The following is a 15,672-nucleotide window of genomic DNA, read 5'->3' on the forward strand; positions in this document are numbered from 1 at the left end:
CCGGCGGACTGCGCTTCGCGCAGCCGTGGGCTAATCCACCCTACGCAGCGACCCACGCCGCAAGCTCTCGCCACGGCTCCAGCGTCCAATGCCCGGACGCCGCACCCGACGGCGACGGCAGCACAAAAATCTCCGGCCAGCTTCCATCCGGCGGCTGTCGCCCCAGCGCAATCGCAGCTGACGGCCTGTCGTAAAACAAGCTCGCCGCCTTCTTGCTCGTGAACGCAATCGTCCGCGGCCGGTACTTGTCGATCTTCGCCCTGAAGCCCGGCACGTCGAACGTCCCCGCCGCGATCTGGTGATCCATCCCGGCGCCCGTCTTGCAGAGATCGGTGAAGCCGATCCCGAGCTCGATCAGCGATGCGAACTCGCTCGGCTGACAGCGCCGTGGCGTGATGCCGGCCTCATGGATCGCACGCCAGAAGCGGTTGCCGGGATGGGCGTAATAGTGTCCGACCTCCGCCGAGCGCGTCGAGGCGGCGGTGCCGACGAAAACGAGGCGGAGGTGGGGACGGAGCTGATCGGGGAGGCGGTGGAGCTTGCTATCGGACAAAATCACTTATCCGTGGAGTTGTAGCCGGCAGGAGCGTCAGCGATATGCTAGCGACAAAGACCCCGGATGTCGCTATGCTCGTCCTGGCTGCGCTTGTTTCATCTGGGTTGAAAATGCAAGATCAGTTCGAATGGCCCGAGCCCGAGCACGAAGCCGATAAAGTCATTTTGCGCAACGTCCGCAATCACGGCTGCCATATCACGGGCATACCAGATGCAAATCCACCGTTTGCATTTTCAATTGGTCTGCATCTGAACTATGGTCATCCCGAACTCATCATTTTCGGCCAGAGAGCCGAAACGGCGCAGGCCATCATCAACCTTGTCCGTGACCGAGTGCAGTCCGGCCATAAATTCGTCGATGGCGATGTCTCCGATGATTTGCTGGAGAACGGCTACAAGCTCGGCTTCTGGGAAGTGCCGTTCGTGGCCTATCCCGAATATCTCGGCACGGCGATCTGGTTGGTTCTACTGGAAATCGCGGCGTGCATTCCCCTGTCTGCAGGTCATCTGGCAGGACGTCAATCGGCGCTTCCCTTGGGAAGTGGAATGTTTGCCCGCGGTCAAAGAGGACCAGCCGTTATTGAAGAAGAGGATTTCTTAAAGCGAGTTTCGAAGAGAAAGCCGGGCTGTCGGCCCGGCTCCTCTTTTTCGGATGGCTGCCGGGTCAAGCCCGGGCATGACGAGGAGAACTCTCTCACAACACGCGATTGCTCTCCTTCACCTTCTCCGCATCCAGGTACAAGCTCTCGCCCATCTCCTTGAACTTCGCGCTCATCTTCGCCATGCCGTCCTCGGCGGTGCCGCTCATCGACATCCCCACGCTGTTCGGGTCGTTCAGCGTTGCCGCGTAATCCCGCACGTCCTGCGTGATCTTCATCGAGCAGAATTTTGGGCCGCACATCGAGCAGAAATGGGCGACCTTGTGGGCTTCCTTCGGCAGCGTCTCGTCGTGGAAGTTTTTCGCGGTGTCGGGATCGAGGCCGAGGTTGAACTGGTCGGTCCAGCGGAATTCGAACCGCGCGCGGGAGAGGGCGTCGTCGCGCAGTTGCGCGGCGGGGTGGCCCTTGGCGAGGTCGGCGGCGTGGGCGGCGATCTTGTAGGTGATGACGCCGGTCTTGACGTCGTTGCGGTCGGGCAGGCCGAGATGCTCCTTCGGCGTGACGTAGCAGAGCATGGCGCAGCCGAACCAGCCGATCATGGCTGCGCCAATGCCCGAGGTGATGTGGTCATAGCCCGGCGCGATGTCGGTGGTCAGCGGCCCGAGCGTGTAGAACGGCGCCTCGCCGCACTCCTTGAGCTGCTTGTCCATGTTGATCTTGATCTTGTGCATCGGCACGTGGCCGGGGCCTTCGATCATGACCTGGCAGCCCTTGTCCCATGCGATCTTTGTGAGCTCACCGAGCGTCTCCAGCTCCGCAAACTGCGCGCGGTCGTTGGCGTCGGCGATCGAGCCCGGACGCAGGCCGTCGCCGAGCGAGAACGAGACGTCATACTTGCGCATGAGGTCGCAGATCTCGTCGAAATGGGTGTAGAGGAAGCTCTCCTTGTGATGCGCCAGGCACCACTTCGCCATGATCGAGCCGCCGCGGGAGACGATGCCGGTGACTCGGCTGGCGGTGAGGTGGATGTATTGCAGGCGGACGCCGGCGTGCATGGTGAAATAGTCGACGCCCTGCTCGCACTGCTCAATCAAGGTGTCCTTGTAGAGCTCCCAGGTCAGCTTGACGGGATCGCCGTTGCACTTCTCCAGCGCCTGGTAGATCGGCACGGTGCCGATCGGCACCGGCGAGTTGCGCAGGATCCATTCGCGCGTGGTGTGGATGTTGCGGCCCGTGGAGAGGTCCATCACGGTGTCGGCGCCCCAGCGGATCGCCCACACCATCTTCTCGACTTCTTCCTCGACCGACGAGGTCACCGCCGAGTTGCCGATATTGGCGTTGATCTTGGTCAGGAAGTTGCGGCCGATGATCATCGGCTCGAGCTCTGAGTGATTGATGTTGGAGGGGATGATGGCGCGGCCGCGCGCGATCTCCGAGCGCACGAACTCCGGGGTGATGAAGGCGGGCACCGAGGCGCCAAAACTTTCGCCGTCGGCGAGCGCGGCTTCGGCGCGCTCGAGTTGCTGCTTGCGCCCGAGGTTTTCGCGCTCCGCGACGTAGATCATCTCCTTGGTGATGATGCCGGCGCGGGCGAATTCGAGCTGCGTCACCTTGTGGCCGTCGAGGCCGCGCAGCGGCTTGTGATAGGCCGAGAAGGCGCGCGCGGCCTTGTCGGTGGAGACGCTACCATTGTCCTCCGGCTTGATCTGCCGGCCCTCATATTCCTCGACGCCGCCGCGCTCCAGCACCCATTGCTTGCGGTTGCGCGCCAAGCCGGCGTTGACGTCGATGGTGACGGAGGGATCGGTATAGGGGCCCGAGGTGTCGTAGACCGGCAGGTTCGGTTCGCCCGCGCCTTCGGAGAGGATGATCTCGCGCAAGGGCACGCGGATGTCAGGCGCGGCGTCGGGGGTCGCGAAGATCTTTCGCGAGGAGGGAAGCGGGCCGGTGGTGACGGCCGGGACGGTCTTGTCGGGGTTGGAGCGGATGTTCATGGGATCCTCCGGTTAATTCGTATGCTTGGGCGCCGGGACGACGCTGGTGACGAAGTTCTTCGTCATTGCGAGCGCGGCGAAGCAATCCAGAACTGCGTCCGCGGAGACAGTCTGGATTGCTTCGTCGCAAGGGCTCCTCGCAATGACGGTGGAGAGAGTTTCGGTCACGCCGCCTCCTTCGAACCGTCGAGCCATTGCCGCACGCGGGCGTCGGGGTCGGGGTTTTGGGTGACGTCGGACACCACCGCGATCGAATCCGCGCCGGCGGCAAAGATCTCCGCGGCGTGCTCGAACTTGATGCCGCCGATGGCAACCAGCGGGATGGTGCCGATGCGCTGCTTCCATTCGGTGATTTTGGGAATGCCCTGCGGCTCGAAGCGCATCGATTTCAGGGTCGTGAAGAAGATCGGGCCGAGCGCGACGTAGTCGGGCTTGGCTGCCAGCGCCGTCTCCAGCTCCGCGTCGTCATGGGTGGAGATGCCGAGCTTGAGGCCGGCCTCGCGGATCGCACCGAGATCGGCGTCAGCGAGATCCTCCTGACCGAGATGCAGGTATTCTGCGCCGGCGACGATCGCGGCCCTCCAATAGTCGTTCACGACCAGCTTGGCCTGCGTGCCTTTCGTGATTGCCAGCGCGTCGGAGACGATCTGAAGCGCCTGCGAATCGTCGAGCTCTTTGGCGCGCAGCTGGATGGTGCCGACGCCGAGCTTGGTCAGGCGTTCGACCCATTGGAGGCTGTCGACCACGGGATAGAAGCGATCAGGATACGGCATGCCAGAACGGGGTCCCTACGACAGGGGTGGAGGGCGAGGCGAAGTCGCGGGCATTCATCAGCCCGGCCTCGTAAGCGGTGCGGCCGGCCTCGCAGCCGAGGCGGAAGGCGTTGGCCATCGCGACGGGATCGGCGGCTTTGGCGATGGCGGTGTTGAGCAGCACGGCGTCATAGCCGAGCTCGAACGCCTGCGCGGCGTGGGAGGGCGCGCCGAGGCCAGCGTCGACCACCAGCGTGATGTCGGGCAGCCGCTCGCGCAACAGTTTTAGCGCATCGCGGTTGGTGATGCCCTTGGCGCTGCCAATCGGCGCGGCCCACGGCATCACCACCTTGCACCCCGTTTCGACCAGGCGGCTCGCGACGGAGAGATCTTCCGTGCAATAGGGGAAGACTTCAAAACCGTCCTTGATCAGGATGCCGGCGGCTTCGACCAGGCCGACGACGTCGGGCTGCAGCGTGTCGTTGTCGGCGATGACCTCGAGCTTGATCCAGCTCGTGCCGAACAATTCGCGTGCGAGCTTGGCCGTCGTCACCGCCTCGCGCACGGTGCGGCATCCCGCGGTGTTCGGCAGCACTGTCACATCGAGCTCGCGGATCAGCTTCCAGAACGCATCGCCGGTCTTGCCGCCGGCAGATTCGCGCCGCAGCGAGACCGTGACGATGTTGGCGCCGGAGGCGCGGATCGCGCCTTGCATGATCGCAGGCGAGGGATAGAGCGCGCTGCCGATCAGCAGGCGGGAGGCGAAGGTTTTGCCGTAGAAGGTCACCATGTCGGTGTTTCCTCGATTAACGCTCTCTCCGCCGTCATTGCGAGCGAAGCGAAGCAATCCAGAGATTCATCCGCGGAGACACTCTGGATTGCTTCGTCGCTGCGCTCCTCGCAATGACGGAAAGAACCCTGAACGGGCGGCAGATGGAAGGCGCGCTCCGTCATTCGGCTCACCCTCCCTGCCGCGGCGTGATGATCTCGATCTCGTCGCCGGCTTTCAGCAGCGTCTCGGCCCAGCGGCTCTTCGGCACGACGTCGTAATTGAGCGCGATGGCGAAATGGCTGCCTTCGTAGTCGAGCTCGGCGAGCAGCGCGTCCACGCTGGACGAAATCACCTCGCGCTGCTCACCATTGACGATCACGCGCATTGCATCACCTCGTTGTCGATCTGGCCGCGCTCGACATAGGCGAGCGTCAGCTCGGCGAGCGCGGGCGCAATCAGGAAGCCGTGGCGGTAGAGGCCGTTGACGCTGATCTTACGATCGCGAATGCCGATGCGCGGCAGATTGTCGGGATAAGCGGGGCGCAGCCCCGAGCCGAATTCGACGATGCGGGCTTCGCCGAACGCCGGGTGCACGGTGTAGGCGGCCCCTAATAGCTCCAGCGCGGAGCGCACGCTGACGCCGGTGTCTTCGGCCTCGATCGAGGTCGCGCCCAGCATGAACAGGCCGTTCTCGCGCGGGATCACGTAGAGCGGCCAACGCGGATGGATCAGCCGCACCGGGCGCGCCAGCTGCACCTCGTCCGTCTCGATCAGGATCATCTCGCCCTTGACGCCGCGAAGCTCGCTCTGCTCGTCGCGGGCACCAAGGCCGCGGCAGTCGATGACGATGCTTTTAGGATTCAGGTTTGCAAGCTCGTTCGCGGTGACGTCGCTGCAGAACTTGATGGTGCCGCCGGCAGCCTTGATGCGCTCGTGCAGCTGCGGCAGCACGCGGCGCGGCTCGACATGGCCCTCGGCAGGGAAGAACAGCGCGTCACGGAAGCGGCCCTCCAGCGACGGCTCGAGCGCGGCTAGGCCGGCGGCATCGAGCCGGCGGTGATGCTCGGTCATGCGCGCAAACCGCTCGAAATCGTTGCGCTCGCGCGGGTGGGCGACGACCAGCGAGCCGTTGAACGGCGTGTCGGGCAGCTCGCGCCGCCAGAGATCGAGCGAGCGCAGCCCCAGGCGGCTGATGATGGGCTCGGCGACTTCGGCCTCGCAATAGGGCGCGAGCATGCCGCCGGCCCAATGGCTGGTGGCATCCGTCATCGCCTCGTCACCGCGCTCGTGCAAGGTGACGGCATGACCGGCGTGCGCGAATAGCAACGCCTGCCAGGCGCCCGCGATGCCTGCGCCGATAATGGATACCGGTGAATCCGGTCGCTTAATGGTCTGCAACATCCCTGTCCCTTCGCCGGCATGACCCGGATCAGGTTCAAAGGGTCACCGCGGTCCTGGGCGGTATTGCCCATTTAGCGGTATCTCAGCTCCTCCTCGGAGCACCCCTCGGAACGGTGGTAATGTATGCCAGCAGGATGGGGTGGTCAACGCGGTAACAGTCGTCATGCCCGGGCTTGTCCCGCCTGCGCGGCCGAAGCCGCTTCGGCGAGGCGAAGGCCCGGGCATCCATTCTTGGCGCGGATGCAAAGACGTGGATGGCCGGGTCAAGCCCGGCCATGACGGAGATCAATGAGCGGGAACCTGTGCCCGCGCGTTGCGGACGCGCTGGGCGAGCTTCCTGTGCGTCGGCGCGCCGAACATCGGCTGCGGGTTGCCGTTCGGCTCGAGCCAAGTTTGGCCCATAGTGCCCTGACCCATGGTCTCGCCGGCATTGGCGACCTGGACGGCCTCCTGCCGCTGGCGCTTTGCAGCGTAGTAATAGCCGCCCGCGAAATAACGCACGGCTCGCGCGTGATCGCCATTGGCGGCGCGGTAGGCGCCGGCGAGGTACTTCACGGCGTAGGTGAGGTTGGTGTTGGGATCGCGCAGGCCGGCTGCATCGCCGGTGTAGCCGACCCCGCGGGCGGTCGCGAGCTTGATCTGCATCAGCCCGATGGTGCCGCCGCGACCGACCACATGCGGCTGATAGCGGCTTTCGCGCATGATGACGCGATGCACCAGCGCTTCCGGCACGCCGTTGGCGCGGGCATGGGCGGCCACCATCTCGGCATATTCGGCTTGCCCGGCGAAAGCTGCCTGCGGCAACGTCAATCCGGCCGCGAGCAGCGCGACAATTCGTAAGATTTTCATCGAAATATTCCTCGGCATAACGGACCCGCGCCCGAGCGCGTTAGGCCGTGGGAACACGGCGATGATGTGGCGAAATGTCACCAACGGCGATTTTCGCCGGCTCGTCGCTTTTGCGACTTAAACCTGGGTTAAGCTCGGAGCTGGTGGAGCGCCTTACGCGACAGCGGGTCTGTCCATTTCGCGCATTCGCCCAACAATCGCTAGTCAAAGCCAGCACTCGGGAGACGTCCATGACCCCTGCAGACATCGACGACATTCCCAAGCAGAACCCTTGTGCACAATGTGGCACACCGATCCCGTTCCCTGACTGGATCGAGCCGGGCGAAGGCCGCGTCTCCTATCTCTGGACCTGCCACGCCTGCAATTACCGCTTCGAGGCGGTGGCGATCTTCCCGCACGAGGCGATCGAGCACCCGCCGCTCGCGGCTTGATCAGGCGGCAAGGCGCGGTGCCTGCGAGACCGGCAATCGCATCCGCACGATCAGGCCGCGCGGGGCGCGGTCATGCAGCGACAGCTCGCCGCCGTGGCCGAGCGCGATTGCGCGCGCGATCGACAGGCCGAGCCCGAAGCCGGTGGAGTAGTCCATGGTGCGCGCGTCGTCGCCGCGCACGAACGGCTCCAGCATCTCCTGCTTGCGCGCATCCGAAATGCCGGGGCCGTCGTCCTCGACGTCGATGACGAGCATGGTGTCCGAGACGTCGAGGCGGATCGTCACCTCGGCGCCGAAGCGCACCGCGTTCTCGACCAGGTTGGTGACGCCGCGATGCAGATCGTCGGGCCGCGCGGCGGCGGTCGCGGACGCCGGCCCGACATAGTGCACGACATGGCCCATGTCGCCGAACTGATCGGCGACGAGCTGGAGCGTGCTGGCGATGTCGACCAGCGTCACCGCCTCGACCTTGCGGTCGTCGCGCAAGAGCGACAGCACCGATTCCAGCATCGCGCGCATCTGGTCGAGATCCATCAGCATGCGCTTGCGGTTGCTCTCGTCCTCGATGAACTCGGCGCGCAGGCGCAGCCGCGTGATCGGCGTGCGCAAATCGTGGCTGATCGCGGCCAGCATCCGCGTGCGGTCCGACATCAGCCGCACGATCCGCTCGTGCATGCGGTTGAGCGCGCGCGCCACCGCGCGGATCTCCTCCGGGCCGCGCTCGGGTAGCGGCTCGGCGGCGCCCTCGAGGCTGAAATTCTCCGCCGCCGCGGCGAAGGACGACAGCGGCCTCGTCAGCGCGCGCGCCGCCCACAGGCCGAGCACGGTGACGCAGATGAAGGCGCTCATCAGTGCCATCAGCCAGGGCGCGCCAGAGAACAACGGCCGCGGGGCGCCATCGACCTGGCCCGCGATCACGGTGCCGTCGGGCAATTGCACGCCGATACGGGGCTCGATGCTGCCTGAAGCCAGCCGTCCGGTCTTGTAGGCGCGGCCGAGATGGCGGCGCATCCAGCGCAGATGCAGGCTGTCGCTCTCCGCGAGATTGGCCGTGCCGGGCGCCAGCATCTCGATGCCGAGCCCGGGGAAGGCGCGCGCGAGATCGGTGACGAGGCGCGGACGCTCGCTCGCCTCCGCCGCCTCGAGCAGCAGCGCGGCATCGGCAAGTTGATGCGCCCGGTCCGGCGGGGCATCAGGGCGGTCCTGCCGGATGATCAGGAAGGCGGTGGTGATGACGAGATGGAGCGCCACTGTCGAGGCCAGCACCAGCGCGGCGATCTGCCCGCCGATACCCTTGAGGTGGAAGAACGAGAACGGCTTCATCGTCGTCCCCCTCAGCTGCTCGCGGGCACTGTGGTCGCTTCGGCGCTTGCTGCCTCGGTTTTCGCGACCTCGGTTCGTGGCGTGAACAGATAGCCGCCGGAGCGCACCGTCTTGATCAGGGTGGGATCGGCCGGATTGGGCTCGATCTTGCGGCGGATGCGGCTGACCAAGACGTCGATGGACCGCTCGAACGCGCCGGTGTTGCGCCCCTGCGTGAGGTCGAGCAGGCTGTCGCGCGACAGCACGCGGCCGGGCCGCTCGCAGAACGTGCGCAGCAGGTCGAACTCGGCGCTGGTCACCGCAACGCGCGCGCCTGCGGGATTGCGGAGCTCGCGCAAGCGCAGATCGATGCGCCAGCCTTCGAAGGTGAGCGCGGAGGCACCGTCGACCGAGCTCGCCGCTTGCGCGGCCGCCTGGCGACGCAGCACCGCGTTGATGCGGGCGAGCAGCTCGCGCGGATTGAACGGCTTCGGCAGATAATCGTCCGCTCCCATCTCGAGGCCGACGATGCGGTCGACGTCCTCGCCGCGCGCGGTCAGCATGATGATCGGCGTCTGGTTTTCGGCGCGCACCTTGCGGCACAGGCTGAGGCCGTCGTCGCCAGGCAGCATGACGTCGAGGATGATGAGATCGACGCGGTGGTCGGCCATAGCGCGCGACATCTCGCGGCCGTCGGCGACGGCGGTGACGTTGCAGGCGTTGTTGCGCAGATATTTCGCAATCAGCGTCCGGGTTTCGCGGTCGTCCTCGACGACCAGGATGTTGGGATTGGGAATGGCCATGGACCTTGTTTGTCCAAAATTCCGGCCAAAAGGCGAAGATTTTTGTTTCGAATTGTTTCTACCGGGCGATCAGCAACGGACGGCAATCGCCACACCGCCGAGCGGCAAGCTCTCGTTAAGGCCGTTAACCATACCGTGGCGTGGTCCGCGGCGAAACCCGCAAAACCAAGGGAGCCATCATGACCTCGATCTCGGCGGCCTCCGCCGGCAGCTATCAATCGCCACTGCAACGGCTTCAGCAGGAATTGCAATCGCAAGTCTCCGCCGGCACGATCTCGTCGTCGGACCAGTCCGCGCTCTCGACGGCGCTGACGGATATCGACACGGCGCTCCAGCAGAGCCGATCGAGCGGCCAGTCGAGCGGCGCGCCTCCCTCCAAGGACGAGATGCAGTCGAGGATCGAGGACCTCATCTCGAGCGAAGTGTCGAACGGGACGCTGACCTCCGAACAGGCCGAGGAGCTGAAAAGCGTGTTTCAGTCGGCCTTCGCGGGCGGCGCGGGTGGACCAGGCGGTCCGCCGCCGGACGACGGTTCTTCGGATTCGACGACGACGGATTCGACGAGCAGCAGCTCGACGGACCAGACCACGGCCGAGATCCTCCAGCAATTCCTCCAGGCGCTGCAGCAATCGCAATCGTCGGCCTCCTCCTACGGTGCCAATGGCAGCTCAACCGGCAATTCGAGCCTCGCCGCGCTCCTGATCGACTACAAGAGCTGACCTCGGCGACGCCGGGTCGGCGCGGTCCTCGCCGCGGTCCTGCCTTGCCCCAATGCGCATGATCCTCGGCGGGGAACCGTGCACCGCAAAATGTTCCTGAGTGACGCAGGAACAGTTCGCGCATGGCGCGACGAAATTGCGGCACGCACGGAACTGCGCCCGATCAGAGCGGTTTTCTCCGCACGAGTTTTTTGTGAAGGAGAGGACAACAATGTTGATGAAATCGATCGTCACCGGCCTCGCCGGTACCGCGCTACTTGCGACCGTCGCAATCGCGCAAACGCCGCCCGCCGCCACCACCGACAAGGCGGCCCCTGCGGCCACCGCAACGACCACGACGGCTTCCGGCCAGTGGCGCACCTCGAAGATGGATGGCCTGAAGGTCTACAACGAGGCCAACGAGAACATCGGCACGATCAACGACCTGCTGATGGACAAGAACGGTGACATCAAGATCGCCGTGATCGGAGTCGGCGGCTTCCTCGGCATGGGCGAGCATCTGGTCGCCGTGCCCTACGAGAAGCTGAAGTTCGTCAACGAGCCCGTCGCCTATACCGGCACCGGCGCGAACACCGGCGCCCGGCCCGCAGGCACGACGACCGGCGCTGCGACCGGTACCGACAGGCCCGCAGCGACCGCATCGACGTCGTCCGCGTCGAAATGGTACCCGGACCACGCCGTGTTCAATGCCAGCAAGGACGAGCTGAAAAACATGCCGCAGTTCAAGTACGCGGAGTAATGCGGCTCGCGTAACTGCCTGAACGAAGCGCGCCTGGTTTTCACCGGGCGCGCTGTCGTGTCTTTAACTTCCTGCGTCCTCAACCCCCGCTGCCCTTGAGCCGTTCATTGCGTCGGCGCAGGGCTTCCAGGGTGGCGAGCAAGATGACCGAGACGGTCGTCAAGATCACGGCCGCTGCCGTGATGGTCGGGCTGATGTTCTCGCGGATGCCGCTGAACATCTCGCGCGGCAGGGTGCGCTGCTCGGGGCCCGCCATGAACAGCACGATCACCACCTCGTCGAAGCTGGTTGCGAACGCGAACAGCGCGCCTGATGCCAGACCCGGCAGGATCAGCGGCAGGATCACGCGACGGAACGCGTAGATTGGCGAGGCGCCGAGCGAGGCGGCGGCGCGTGCCAGGTTGGTGTCAAAGCTCTGCAGCGTCGCCCCGACCGTGATCACCACGAAGGGCGTCGCCAGCGCGGTGTGAGCCAGGATCAGGCCGAGATAGCTGCCGGTCAGCCCGATCGGCGCGAAGAAGAAGTACAGGCCGACCGCGGTGATGACCCCGGGCACCACCACCGGCGACAGCACGAAGGCCAGCACGAGCGGCTTGAACCGGCTCTTCCACTGCGCCAGCCCGAGCGCCGCCAGCGTGCCGAGCACCATGGACAACAGCGTCGAGGCGATGCCGATGATCATGCTGTTCTTGAGCGAGTTCATCCATCGCGGCGAATTGATGAAGTCGTCGTACCAGCGCAAGGAAAGGCCCGGCAGCGGATAGGTGAGGTACGAGCCAGAACTGAACGACAGCGGCATGATCGCCAGGATCGGCGCGATCAGGAAGATGAACACCAGCGTGGAGACAACGATAGTCGCGGTCCACGCGATGCGCTGGCTGGGGGTGCGCAAGGAGGAATTGTCGCTCAATTCTTCATCCCTCCCGTGACCTGCTGGCCCTGCACCAGCTTGCCGTAGACGAGAGCGAGCAGAACGGTGGCGAGCAGCAGCACCGCGCCCAGCGCCGAAGCAAGGCCCCAATTGGCCGTCTCGGTCGTGTAGAGGGCGATGAAGTAGCTGATCATCTGGTCGGCGGCGCCGCCGACGAGGGCCGGCGTGATGTAGTAGCCGAGCGCCAGGATGAAGACGAGCAGGCTTCCCGCGCCGATGCCAGGCAGGGTCTGCGGCAGGTAGATCCGTAGGAAGGCGGTGAGGGGCGGTGCACCGAGCGAAGCGGCGGCACGCATGTAGGCGGGCGAGATCGCCTTCATGCTGCTGTACAGCGGCAGGATCATGAACGGCAGCAGAACGTGGGTCATGGCAACGCAGACGCCGAAGCGGTTGTAGATCAGGCGCAAGGGTGCGTCGATGATGCCGAGCCAGAGCAGACTATCGTTCACGACGCCCTTGCTCTGCAACAGGACGATCCAGGCGCAGGTGCGAACCAGGAGCGACGTCCAGAACGGCAGCAGCACGAAGATCATCAAGAGGTTCGACCGGCCGGGCGGCAGCGTCGCCAGGAGGTAGGCGACCGGAAAGCCGAGAATCAGGCAGAGGGCCGTGACAGCGAGGCTGATGAGGAAGGTGCGGAGGAAAATGTCGCGGTAGATGGCCTGATCCGGTGGTGCGGCGACGATCGCGCCGTCGGCGTTTCGCGTCAGGTCGAGCGCGGCGAGCAGGTAGAAGCCGGTGATCGGGCCGCCGGCGTCCTTGATCGTGGTCCAGGTGGCGCGTTCGCGCCAGGCGGGGTTGATCCTGCCCAGCGTCTCCCTGGCCGTACCGGGCTCAGGCACCGCCTTCAGATTGCGTCCTGTGCTGGTCAGGATCGTGCGGAAGCCGTTCAGCGCGTAGTTGAGCCGTTTGGCCGCAATCGCAAGGGTGCCGGCGGCGCGCGCTGCCAGGATGTCGCTTGCAAGCGCCGCATAGGCGTTTTCATCCGGCAAGTCCTTGCCGTCCCAACTGGCAAGAGCAGCGACCGTTTGCGGCAGGACCTGACGCACCTCCCAGTCCTCGACCGAGCGCCACAGCATGCCGGCGATGGGACCTGCGAAGGTGAAGAGCAGAAACAGCAGAAGCGGCAGGACCAGCGCCAATGCCTTGACCTGGCGTGTCCGCTCCGCACGCCTCAATCGGCGTTTGAGCGGCACCTCAGTCTTGTTATCGGCGCCGAGCGCGGGCGCTGCTGTCATGGAGAAAGCCTCTTGGAGCAGCCTGAGCAAGCGCCTCGTCCTTCGAGACGACCGCTTCGCGGTCTCCTCAGGATGAGGCTCATTGACATTGGTGCCAGTAACGTCGCTGCCACAGACTCAGACCTCATCCTGAGGGCCCGCCGTAGGCGGGCGTCTCGAAGGATGCGCCACGGGCGAGTTGTCCGCGCGCACCTCTAGCTGCTCCCGCTATTTCGCGGCCCATTTGTTGAAGCGCTCGGTCAGGCGGTCGATGTTCTCGAGCCAGAAGGCCACGTTGATCTCGACCGCGTTCTTGATGTTATCAGGCGCCGTCGGCAGGTCCTTCAGGACGGCGGGCGCGAGCCGGCCGGCGGCATCCTTGTTCGAAGTGCCATAGGCAATGTTCTCCGACAGCTTGGACTGGTTCTCCGCCTTTCCGACGAAGTCCAGGAACTTGTAGGCCGCATCCTTGTTCGGGCTCCCCTTCAGGATGACCCAGCTGTCGAGGGTGAAGAGCGCGCCGTCCCACACCATGCCGAAGTTCTTCTTCTCGTTCTTGTTCGCGGTGTCGATGCGGCCATTGTAGACCGAGGTCATCGCCACCTCGCCGGAGGCGAGCAATTGCGGCGGCTGCGCGCCGGCCTTCCACCAGACAAGGTCGCCCTTGATAGTGTCGAGCTTCTTGAAGGCGCGCTCGATGCCTTCGTCGGTCGCCAGCACCTTGTAGACGTCCTTCGGTGCGACGCCGTCGGCCATGAGGGCGATCTCCAGCGTGGTCTTCGGGCCCTGGCGCAGCGCGCGCTTGCCCGGAATCTTCTTGGTGTCGAAGAAGTCGGCCCAGCCTTTCGGGGCCTCCTTCAGCTTGTCCTTGTCGTAGCCGAGGACGAAATCGTAGAGGATGGCGCCGACCCCGCAAGGATTGACCGACGGCGGGATGTAGGCGGCCTCTCCGCCGATCTTGGAATAGTCCAGTTTCTCGAACAGGCCTTCCTCGCAGCCGACCGCGAGCTCATCGCTCTCGACCTGGACGACGTCCCAGGTGGCGGCGCCTCCCTGCACCTTGGCGCGCAGCACGCCGACGCCGCCGTCCCAGGATTCGTCGTTCATCGCGATGCCGGATGCTTTCTTGAACGGCTCGAAATAGACCTTCTTCTGGGCCTCCTGATACGCGCCGCCCCACGAGACGACAGTGAGGTCACGCGCTTCTGCGACATTGGTCAGCGCGACACCGGCGCCCAATGCCGCGGCGAAACCCAGAGCAATCTTGCGCTTCAGCATGGTCTTCGTTCCTTCTTCATGTGAGTTGCGTTGACATTGATTGTTTCAGTTTCGTCGCCGGCAGATCAGACGGGATCGAGGGCGAGGCAGTCTTCCGGGCGGAAGGTGATGAACACGCTTTCGCCAGGTCTTAGGCCGTGATGCGCTCCCGGCTGAAGCTTGACCATGAACTCGGCGTTGCCGGCCACATCTAGCACGGCCAGCGCGTGGTCGCCGAGATAGATGGTGTTCTGCACTTTTGCCGGCAGCCGGTTCGGTCCCTCACTGGAATTGCCATTGGGAATTATTGCGACACGCTCCGGCCGCACCGACAGAGAGGTCGATGCGCCTGCGCCTGACACGTTGACCGCCCGTGCGGCGACTGTGCTGCCACCGGCCAGCGCGACGCGGCAATAATCCCTCTCCACGGTTTCCACGGTGCCGGCGAGCACATTGTTCTCACCGATGAAGTGGGCGACGAAGCTGTTCACGGGATGCTCATACAGCGCGTCGGGGCGGTCGATCTGTTGCACGATGCCGTCGTTGAATACGGCGATGCGGTCCGACATCGTGAGCGCTTCGCTCTGGTCGTGGGTGACATAGACGATCGTGATGCCCATCGTCTCGTGCAGCTGCTTGATCTCCAGCTGCATCTGCTCCCGCAGCCGCTTGTCCAGTGCGCCCAGGGGCTCGTCCATCAGCACGAGCTGCGGATTGAACACCAGCGCGCGGGCCAGCGCCACGCGTTGCTGCTGACCGCCGGACAATTGCCCGGGCCGCCGGTGCGCAAAAGTTTCCATCTTGATCATGCGCAGCGCCGCGCTGACGCGCTCTTGCGTCTCCGCCTTGCTCGACTTGCGAACCGAGAGCGGGAAGGCGATGTTTTCCGCGATCGTCAGGTGCGGAAACAGCGCGTAGTTCTGGAACACCATGCCGATGTCGCGCCTGTGCGGCGGCACGTTCTTGATCGGCCGCTCGCTGAGGTAGATCTCGCCATGGGTCGGCACCTCGAAGCCGGCCAGCATCATCAGCGTGGTCGTCTTGCCCGATCCCGACGGGCCGAGCAGGGTGATGAATTCGCCCTTCCTGATGTCGAGGTCGAGGTTCTTCACCACGAGATGCTCGCCATCATAGGTCTTTTGAATGCCGGAAAAACGCACCAGCGCCGGCGCAGGCGTGACCATGCCGGCTTCCATGTTGTCCTCGCGTTGTCCCCTACAATGCGCGTGCGAGATTAGCATCCTGCAGCGAGAATGCCAGCGGCGCAAGCGACGAGGAATTGTGCGGGTCCGGCGAGTGGCGGGACAACCGCCTCTGACGGGTGGCGGCGCCTGCACGCACGCCTCGTCCT

At 64.8% G+C, this 15,672-nt stretch carries 18 protein-coding genes and 1 riboswitch; of the genes, 4 read left to right on the plus strand and 14 right to left on the minus strand.

What is annotated here, in order from left to right; genetic code table 11:
• Positions 1 to 40: 40 nt before the first annotated feature.
• Positions 41 to 553, minus strand: coding sequence for a mismatch-specific DNA-glycosylase (locus I6F12_RS01475; RefSeq protein WP_225155343.1), 513 nt, complete (start codon positions 551 to 553; stop codon positions 41 to 43).
• 74 nt (positions 554 to 627) lie between these two features.
• Between I6F12_RS01475 and I6F12_RS01480 the strand changes: the two genes are divergently transcribed.
• A complete protein-coding gene (locus I6F12_RS01480) occupies positions 628 to 1,317 on the plus strand; it encodes a DUF4262 domain-containing protein (RefSeq protein WP_225155344.1) in 690 nt (229 codons plus the stop codon).
• Here I6F12_RS01480 and thiC read toward each other — a convergent pair.
• The 7 genes from thiC to I6F12_RS01515 form a co-directional block, all read right to left on the minus strand.
• On the minus strand, positions 1,250 to 3,148 hold the full coding sequence (gene thiC, locus I6F12_RS01485) for a phosphomethylpyrimidine synthase ThiC (protein WP_225155345.1): 1,899 nt from the start codon (positions 3,146 to 3,148) through the stop codon (positions 1,250 to 1,252). The two genes, I6F12_RS01480 and thiC, sit on opposite strands and share 68 nt — an antisense overlap.
• 164 nt (positions 3,149 to 3,312) lie before the next feature.
• The gene (locus I6F12_RS01490; RefSeq protein ID WP_225155346.1) at positions 3,313 to 3,921 is read right to left on the minus strand and encodes a thiamine phosphate synthase; all 609 of its coding nucleotides are present in this window, start codon (positions 3,919 to 3,921) and stop codon (positions 3,313 to 3,315) included.
• Entirely contained in the window at positions 3,908 to 4,690 is a 783-nt protein-coding gene (locus I6F12_RS01495; protein WP_036028480.1) for a thiazole synthase, read from the minus strand. Before I6F12_RS01495 ends, I6F12_RS01490 begins: the two co-directional genes overlap by 14 nt.
• Entirely contained in the window at positions 4,684 to 4,854 is a 171-nt protein-coding gene (locus I6F12_RS01500) for a hypothetical protein (RefSeq protein ID WP_225149094.1), read from the minus strand. The genes I6F12_RS01495 and I6F12_RS01500 overlap by 7 nt, the downstream gene beginning before the upstream one ends.
• A gap of 5 nt (positions 4,855 to 4,859) precedes the next feature.
• The gene (gene thiS, locus I6F12_RS01505; protein ID WP_036028477.1) at positions 4,860 to 5,057 is read right to left on the minus strand and encodes a sulfur carrier protein ThiS; all 198 of its coding nucleotides are present in this window, start codon (positions 5,055 to 5,057) and stop codon (positions 4,860 to 4,862) included.
• Positions 5,048 to 6,073 (minus strand): FAD-dependent oxidoreductase, encoded by a 1,026-nt coding sequence (locus I6F12_RS01510; RefSeq protein WP_225155347.1) that lies wholly within the window; start codon positions 6,071 to 6,073, stop codon positions 5,048 to 5,050. Before I6F12_RS01510 ends, thiS begins: the two co-directional genes overlap by 10 nt.
• Positions 6,061 to 6,189: riboswitch (TPP riboswitch) on the minus strand. It overlaps the preceding gene by 13 nt.
• Before the next feature lie 169 nt (positions 6,190 to 6,358).
• Positions 6,359 to 6,922, minus strand: coding sequence for a lytic transglycosylase domain-containing protein (locus I6F12_RS01515; protein WP_225155348.1), 564 nt, complete (start codon positions 6,920 to 6,922; stop codon positions 6,359 to 6,361).
• A gap of 230 nt (positions 6,923 to 7,152) precedes the next feature.
• Between I6F12_RS01515 and I6F12_RS01520 the strand changes: the two genes are divergently transcribed.
• The gene (locus tag I6F12_RS01520) at positions 7,153 to 7,353 is read left to right on the plus strand and encodes a hypothetical protein (protein ID WP_036013259.1); all 201 of its coding nucleotides are present in this window, start codon (positions 7,153 to 7,155) and stop codon (positions 7,351 to 7,353) included.
• Here I6F12_RS01520 and I6F12_RS01525 read toward each other — a convergent pair whose 3' ends face one another.
• Together I6F12_RS01525 and I6F12_RS01530 are read right to left on the minus strand one after the other, a co-directional pair.
• Positions 7,354 to 8,676: an ATP-binding protein gene (locus I6F12_RS01525; RefSeq protein ID WP_225155349.1), complete on the minus strand. Its 1,323-nt coding sequence runs from the start codon at positions 8,674 to 8,676 to the stop codon at positions 7,354 to 7,356.
• Between the two features lie 11 nt (positions 8,677 to 8,687).
• A complete protein-coding gene (locus tag I6F12_RS01530; RefSeq protein ID WP_225155350.1) occupies positions 8,688 to 9,458 on the minus strand; it encodes a response regulator in 771 nt (256 codons plus the stop codon).
• A gap of 179 nt (positions 9,459 to 9,637) precedes the next feature.
• On the opposite strand from I6F12_RS01530, the gene I6F12_RS01535 reads away from it, so the two are divergent.
• On the plus strand, positions 9,638 to 10,177 hold the full coding sequence (locus tag I6F12_RS01535) for a hypothetical protein (RefSeq protein ID WP_225155351.1): 540 nt from the start codon (positions 9,638 to 9,640) through the stop codon (positions 10,175 to 10,177).
• A 211-nt stretch (positions 10,178 to 10,388) separates the two neighbouring features.
• The gene (locus tag I6F12_RS01540; protein ID WP_036013268.1) at positions 10,389 to 10,916 is read left to right on the plus strand and encodes a PRC-barrel domain-containing protein; all 528 of its coding nucleotides are present in this window, start codon (positions 10,389 to 10,391) and stop codon (positions 10,914 to 10,916) included.
• Positions 10,917 to 10,995: 79 nt separating this feature from the next.
• Here I6F12_RS01540 and I6F12_RS01545 read toward each other — a convergent pair whose 3' ends face one another.
• The 4 genes from I6F12_RS01545 to I6F12_RS01560 form a co-directional block, all read right to left on the minus strand.
• Positions 10,996 to 11,826, minus strand: coding sequence for an ABC transporter permease (locus I6F12_RS01545; protein ID WP_225155352.1), 831 nt, complete (start codon positions 11,824 to 11,826; stop codon positions 10,996 to 10,998).
• Entirely contained in the window at positions 11,823 to 13,085 is a 1,263-nt protein-coding gene (locus I6F12_RS01550) for an ABC transporter permease (protein ID WP_036013273.1), read from the minus strand. Before I6F12_RS01550 ends, I6F12_RS01545 begins: the two co-directional genes overlap by 4 nt.
• A 207-nt stretch (positions 13,086 to 13,292) precedes the next feature.
• The gene (locus I6F12_RS01555; protein ID WP_036013275.1) at positions 13,293 to 14,342 is read right to left on the minus strand and encodes an ABC transporter substrate-binding protein; all 1,050 of its coding nucleotides are present in this window, start codon (positions 14,340 to 14,342) and stop codon (positions 13,293 to 13,295) included.
• A 65-nt stretch (positions 14,343 to 14,407) separates the two neighbouring features.
• The gene (locus tag I6F12_RS01560) at positions 14,408 to 15,517 is read right to left on the minus strand and encodes an ABC transporter ATP-binding protein (RefSeq protein WP_036028460.1); all 1,110 of its coding nucleotides are present in this window, start codon (positions 15,515 to 15,517) and stop codon (positions 14,408 to 14,410) included.
• Between the last annotated feature and the right edge of the window lie 155 nt (positions 15,518 to 15,672).

The organism is Bradyrhizobium sp. IC4059, from assembly GCF_020193615.1.
GTDB lineage: Bacteria > Pseudomonadota > Alphaproteobacteria > Rhizobiales > Xanthobacteraceae > Bradyrhizobium > Bradyrhizobium yuanmingense.

Coding starts and splice junctions, on each gene's coding strand:
- I6F12_RS01480 (WP_225155344.1), top strand. CDS start 628: ATGCTCGTCCTGGCTGCGCTTGTTTCATCTGGGTTGAAAATGCAAGAT.
- thiC (WP_225155345.1), bottom strand. CDS start 3,148: ATGAACATCCGCTCCAACCCCGACAAGACCGTCCCGGCCGTCACCACC.
- I6F12_RS01490 (WP_225155346.1), bottom strand. CDS start 3,921: ATGCCGTATCCTGATCGCTTCTATCCCGTGGTCGACAGCCTCCAATGG.
- I6F12_RS01495 (WP_036028480.1), bottom strand. CDS start 4,690: ATGGTGACCTTCTACGGCAAAACCTTCGCCTCCCGCCTGCTGATCGGC.
- I6F12_RS01500 (WP_225149094.1), bottom strand. CDS start 4,854: ATGACGGAGCGCGCCTTCCATCTGCCGCCCGTTCAGGGTTCTTTCCGT.
- thiS (WP_036028477.1), bottom strand. CDS start 5,057: ATGCGCGTGATCGTCAATGGTGAGCAGCGCGAGGTGATTTCGTCCAGC.
- I6F12_RS01510 (WP_225155347.1), bottom strand. CDS start 6,073: ATGTTGCAGACCATTAAGCGACCGGATTCACCGGTATCCATTATCGGC.
- I6F12_RS01515 (WP_225155348.1), bottom strand. CDS start 6,922: ATGAAAATCTTACGAATTGTCGCGCTGCTCGCGGCCGGATTGACGTTG.
- I6F12_RS01520 (WP_036013259.1), top strand. CDS start 7,153: ATGACCCCTGCAGACATCGACGACATTCCCAAGCAGAACCCTTGTGCA.
- I6F12_RS01525 (WP_225155349.1), bottom strand. CDS start 8,676: ATGAAGCCGTTCTCGTTCTTCCACCTCAAGGGTATCGGCGGGCAGATC.
- I6F12_RS01530 (WP_225155350.1), bottom strand. CDS start 9,458: ATGGCCATTCCCAATCCCAACATCCTGGTCGTCGAGGACGACCGCGAA.
- I6F12_RS01535 (WP_225155351.1), top strand. CDS start 9,638: ATGACCTCGATCTCGGCGGCCTCCGCCGGCAGCTATCAATCGCCACTG.
- I6F12_RS01540 (WP_036013268.1), top strand. CDS start 10,389: ATGTTGATGAAATCGATCGTCACCGGCCTCGCCGGTACCGCGCTACTT.
- I6F12_RS01550 (WP_036013273.1), bottom strand. CDS start 13,085: ATGACAGCAGCGCCCGCGCTCGGCGCCGATAACAAGACTGAGGTGCCG.
- I6F12_RS01555 (WP_036013275.1), bottom strand. CDS start 14,342: ATGCTGAAGCGCAAGATTGCTCTGGGTTTCGCCGCGGCATTGGGCGCC.
- I6F12_RS01560 (WP_036028460.1), bottom strand. CDS start 15,517: ATGGAAGCCGGCATGGTCACGCCTGCGCCGGCGCTGGTGCGTTTTTCC.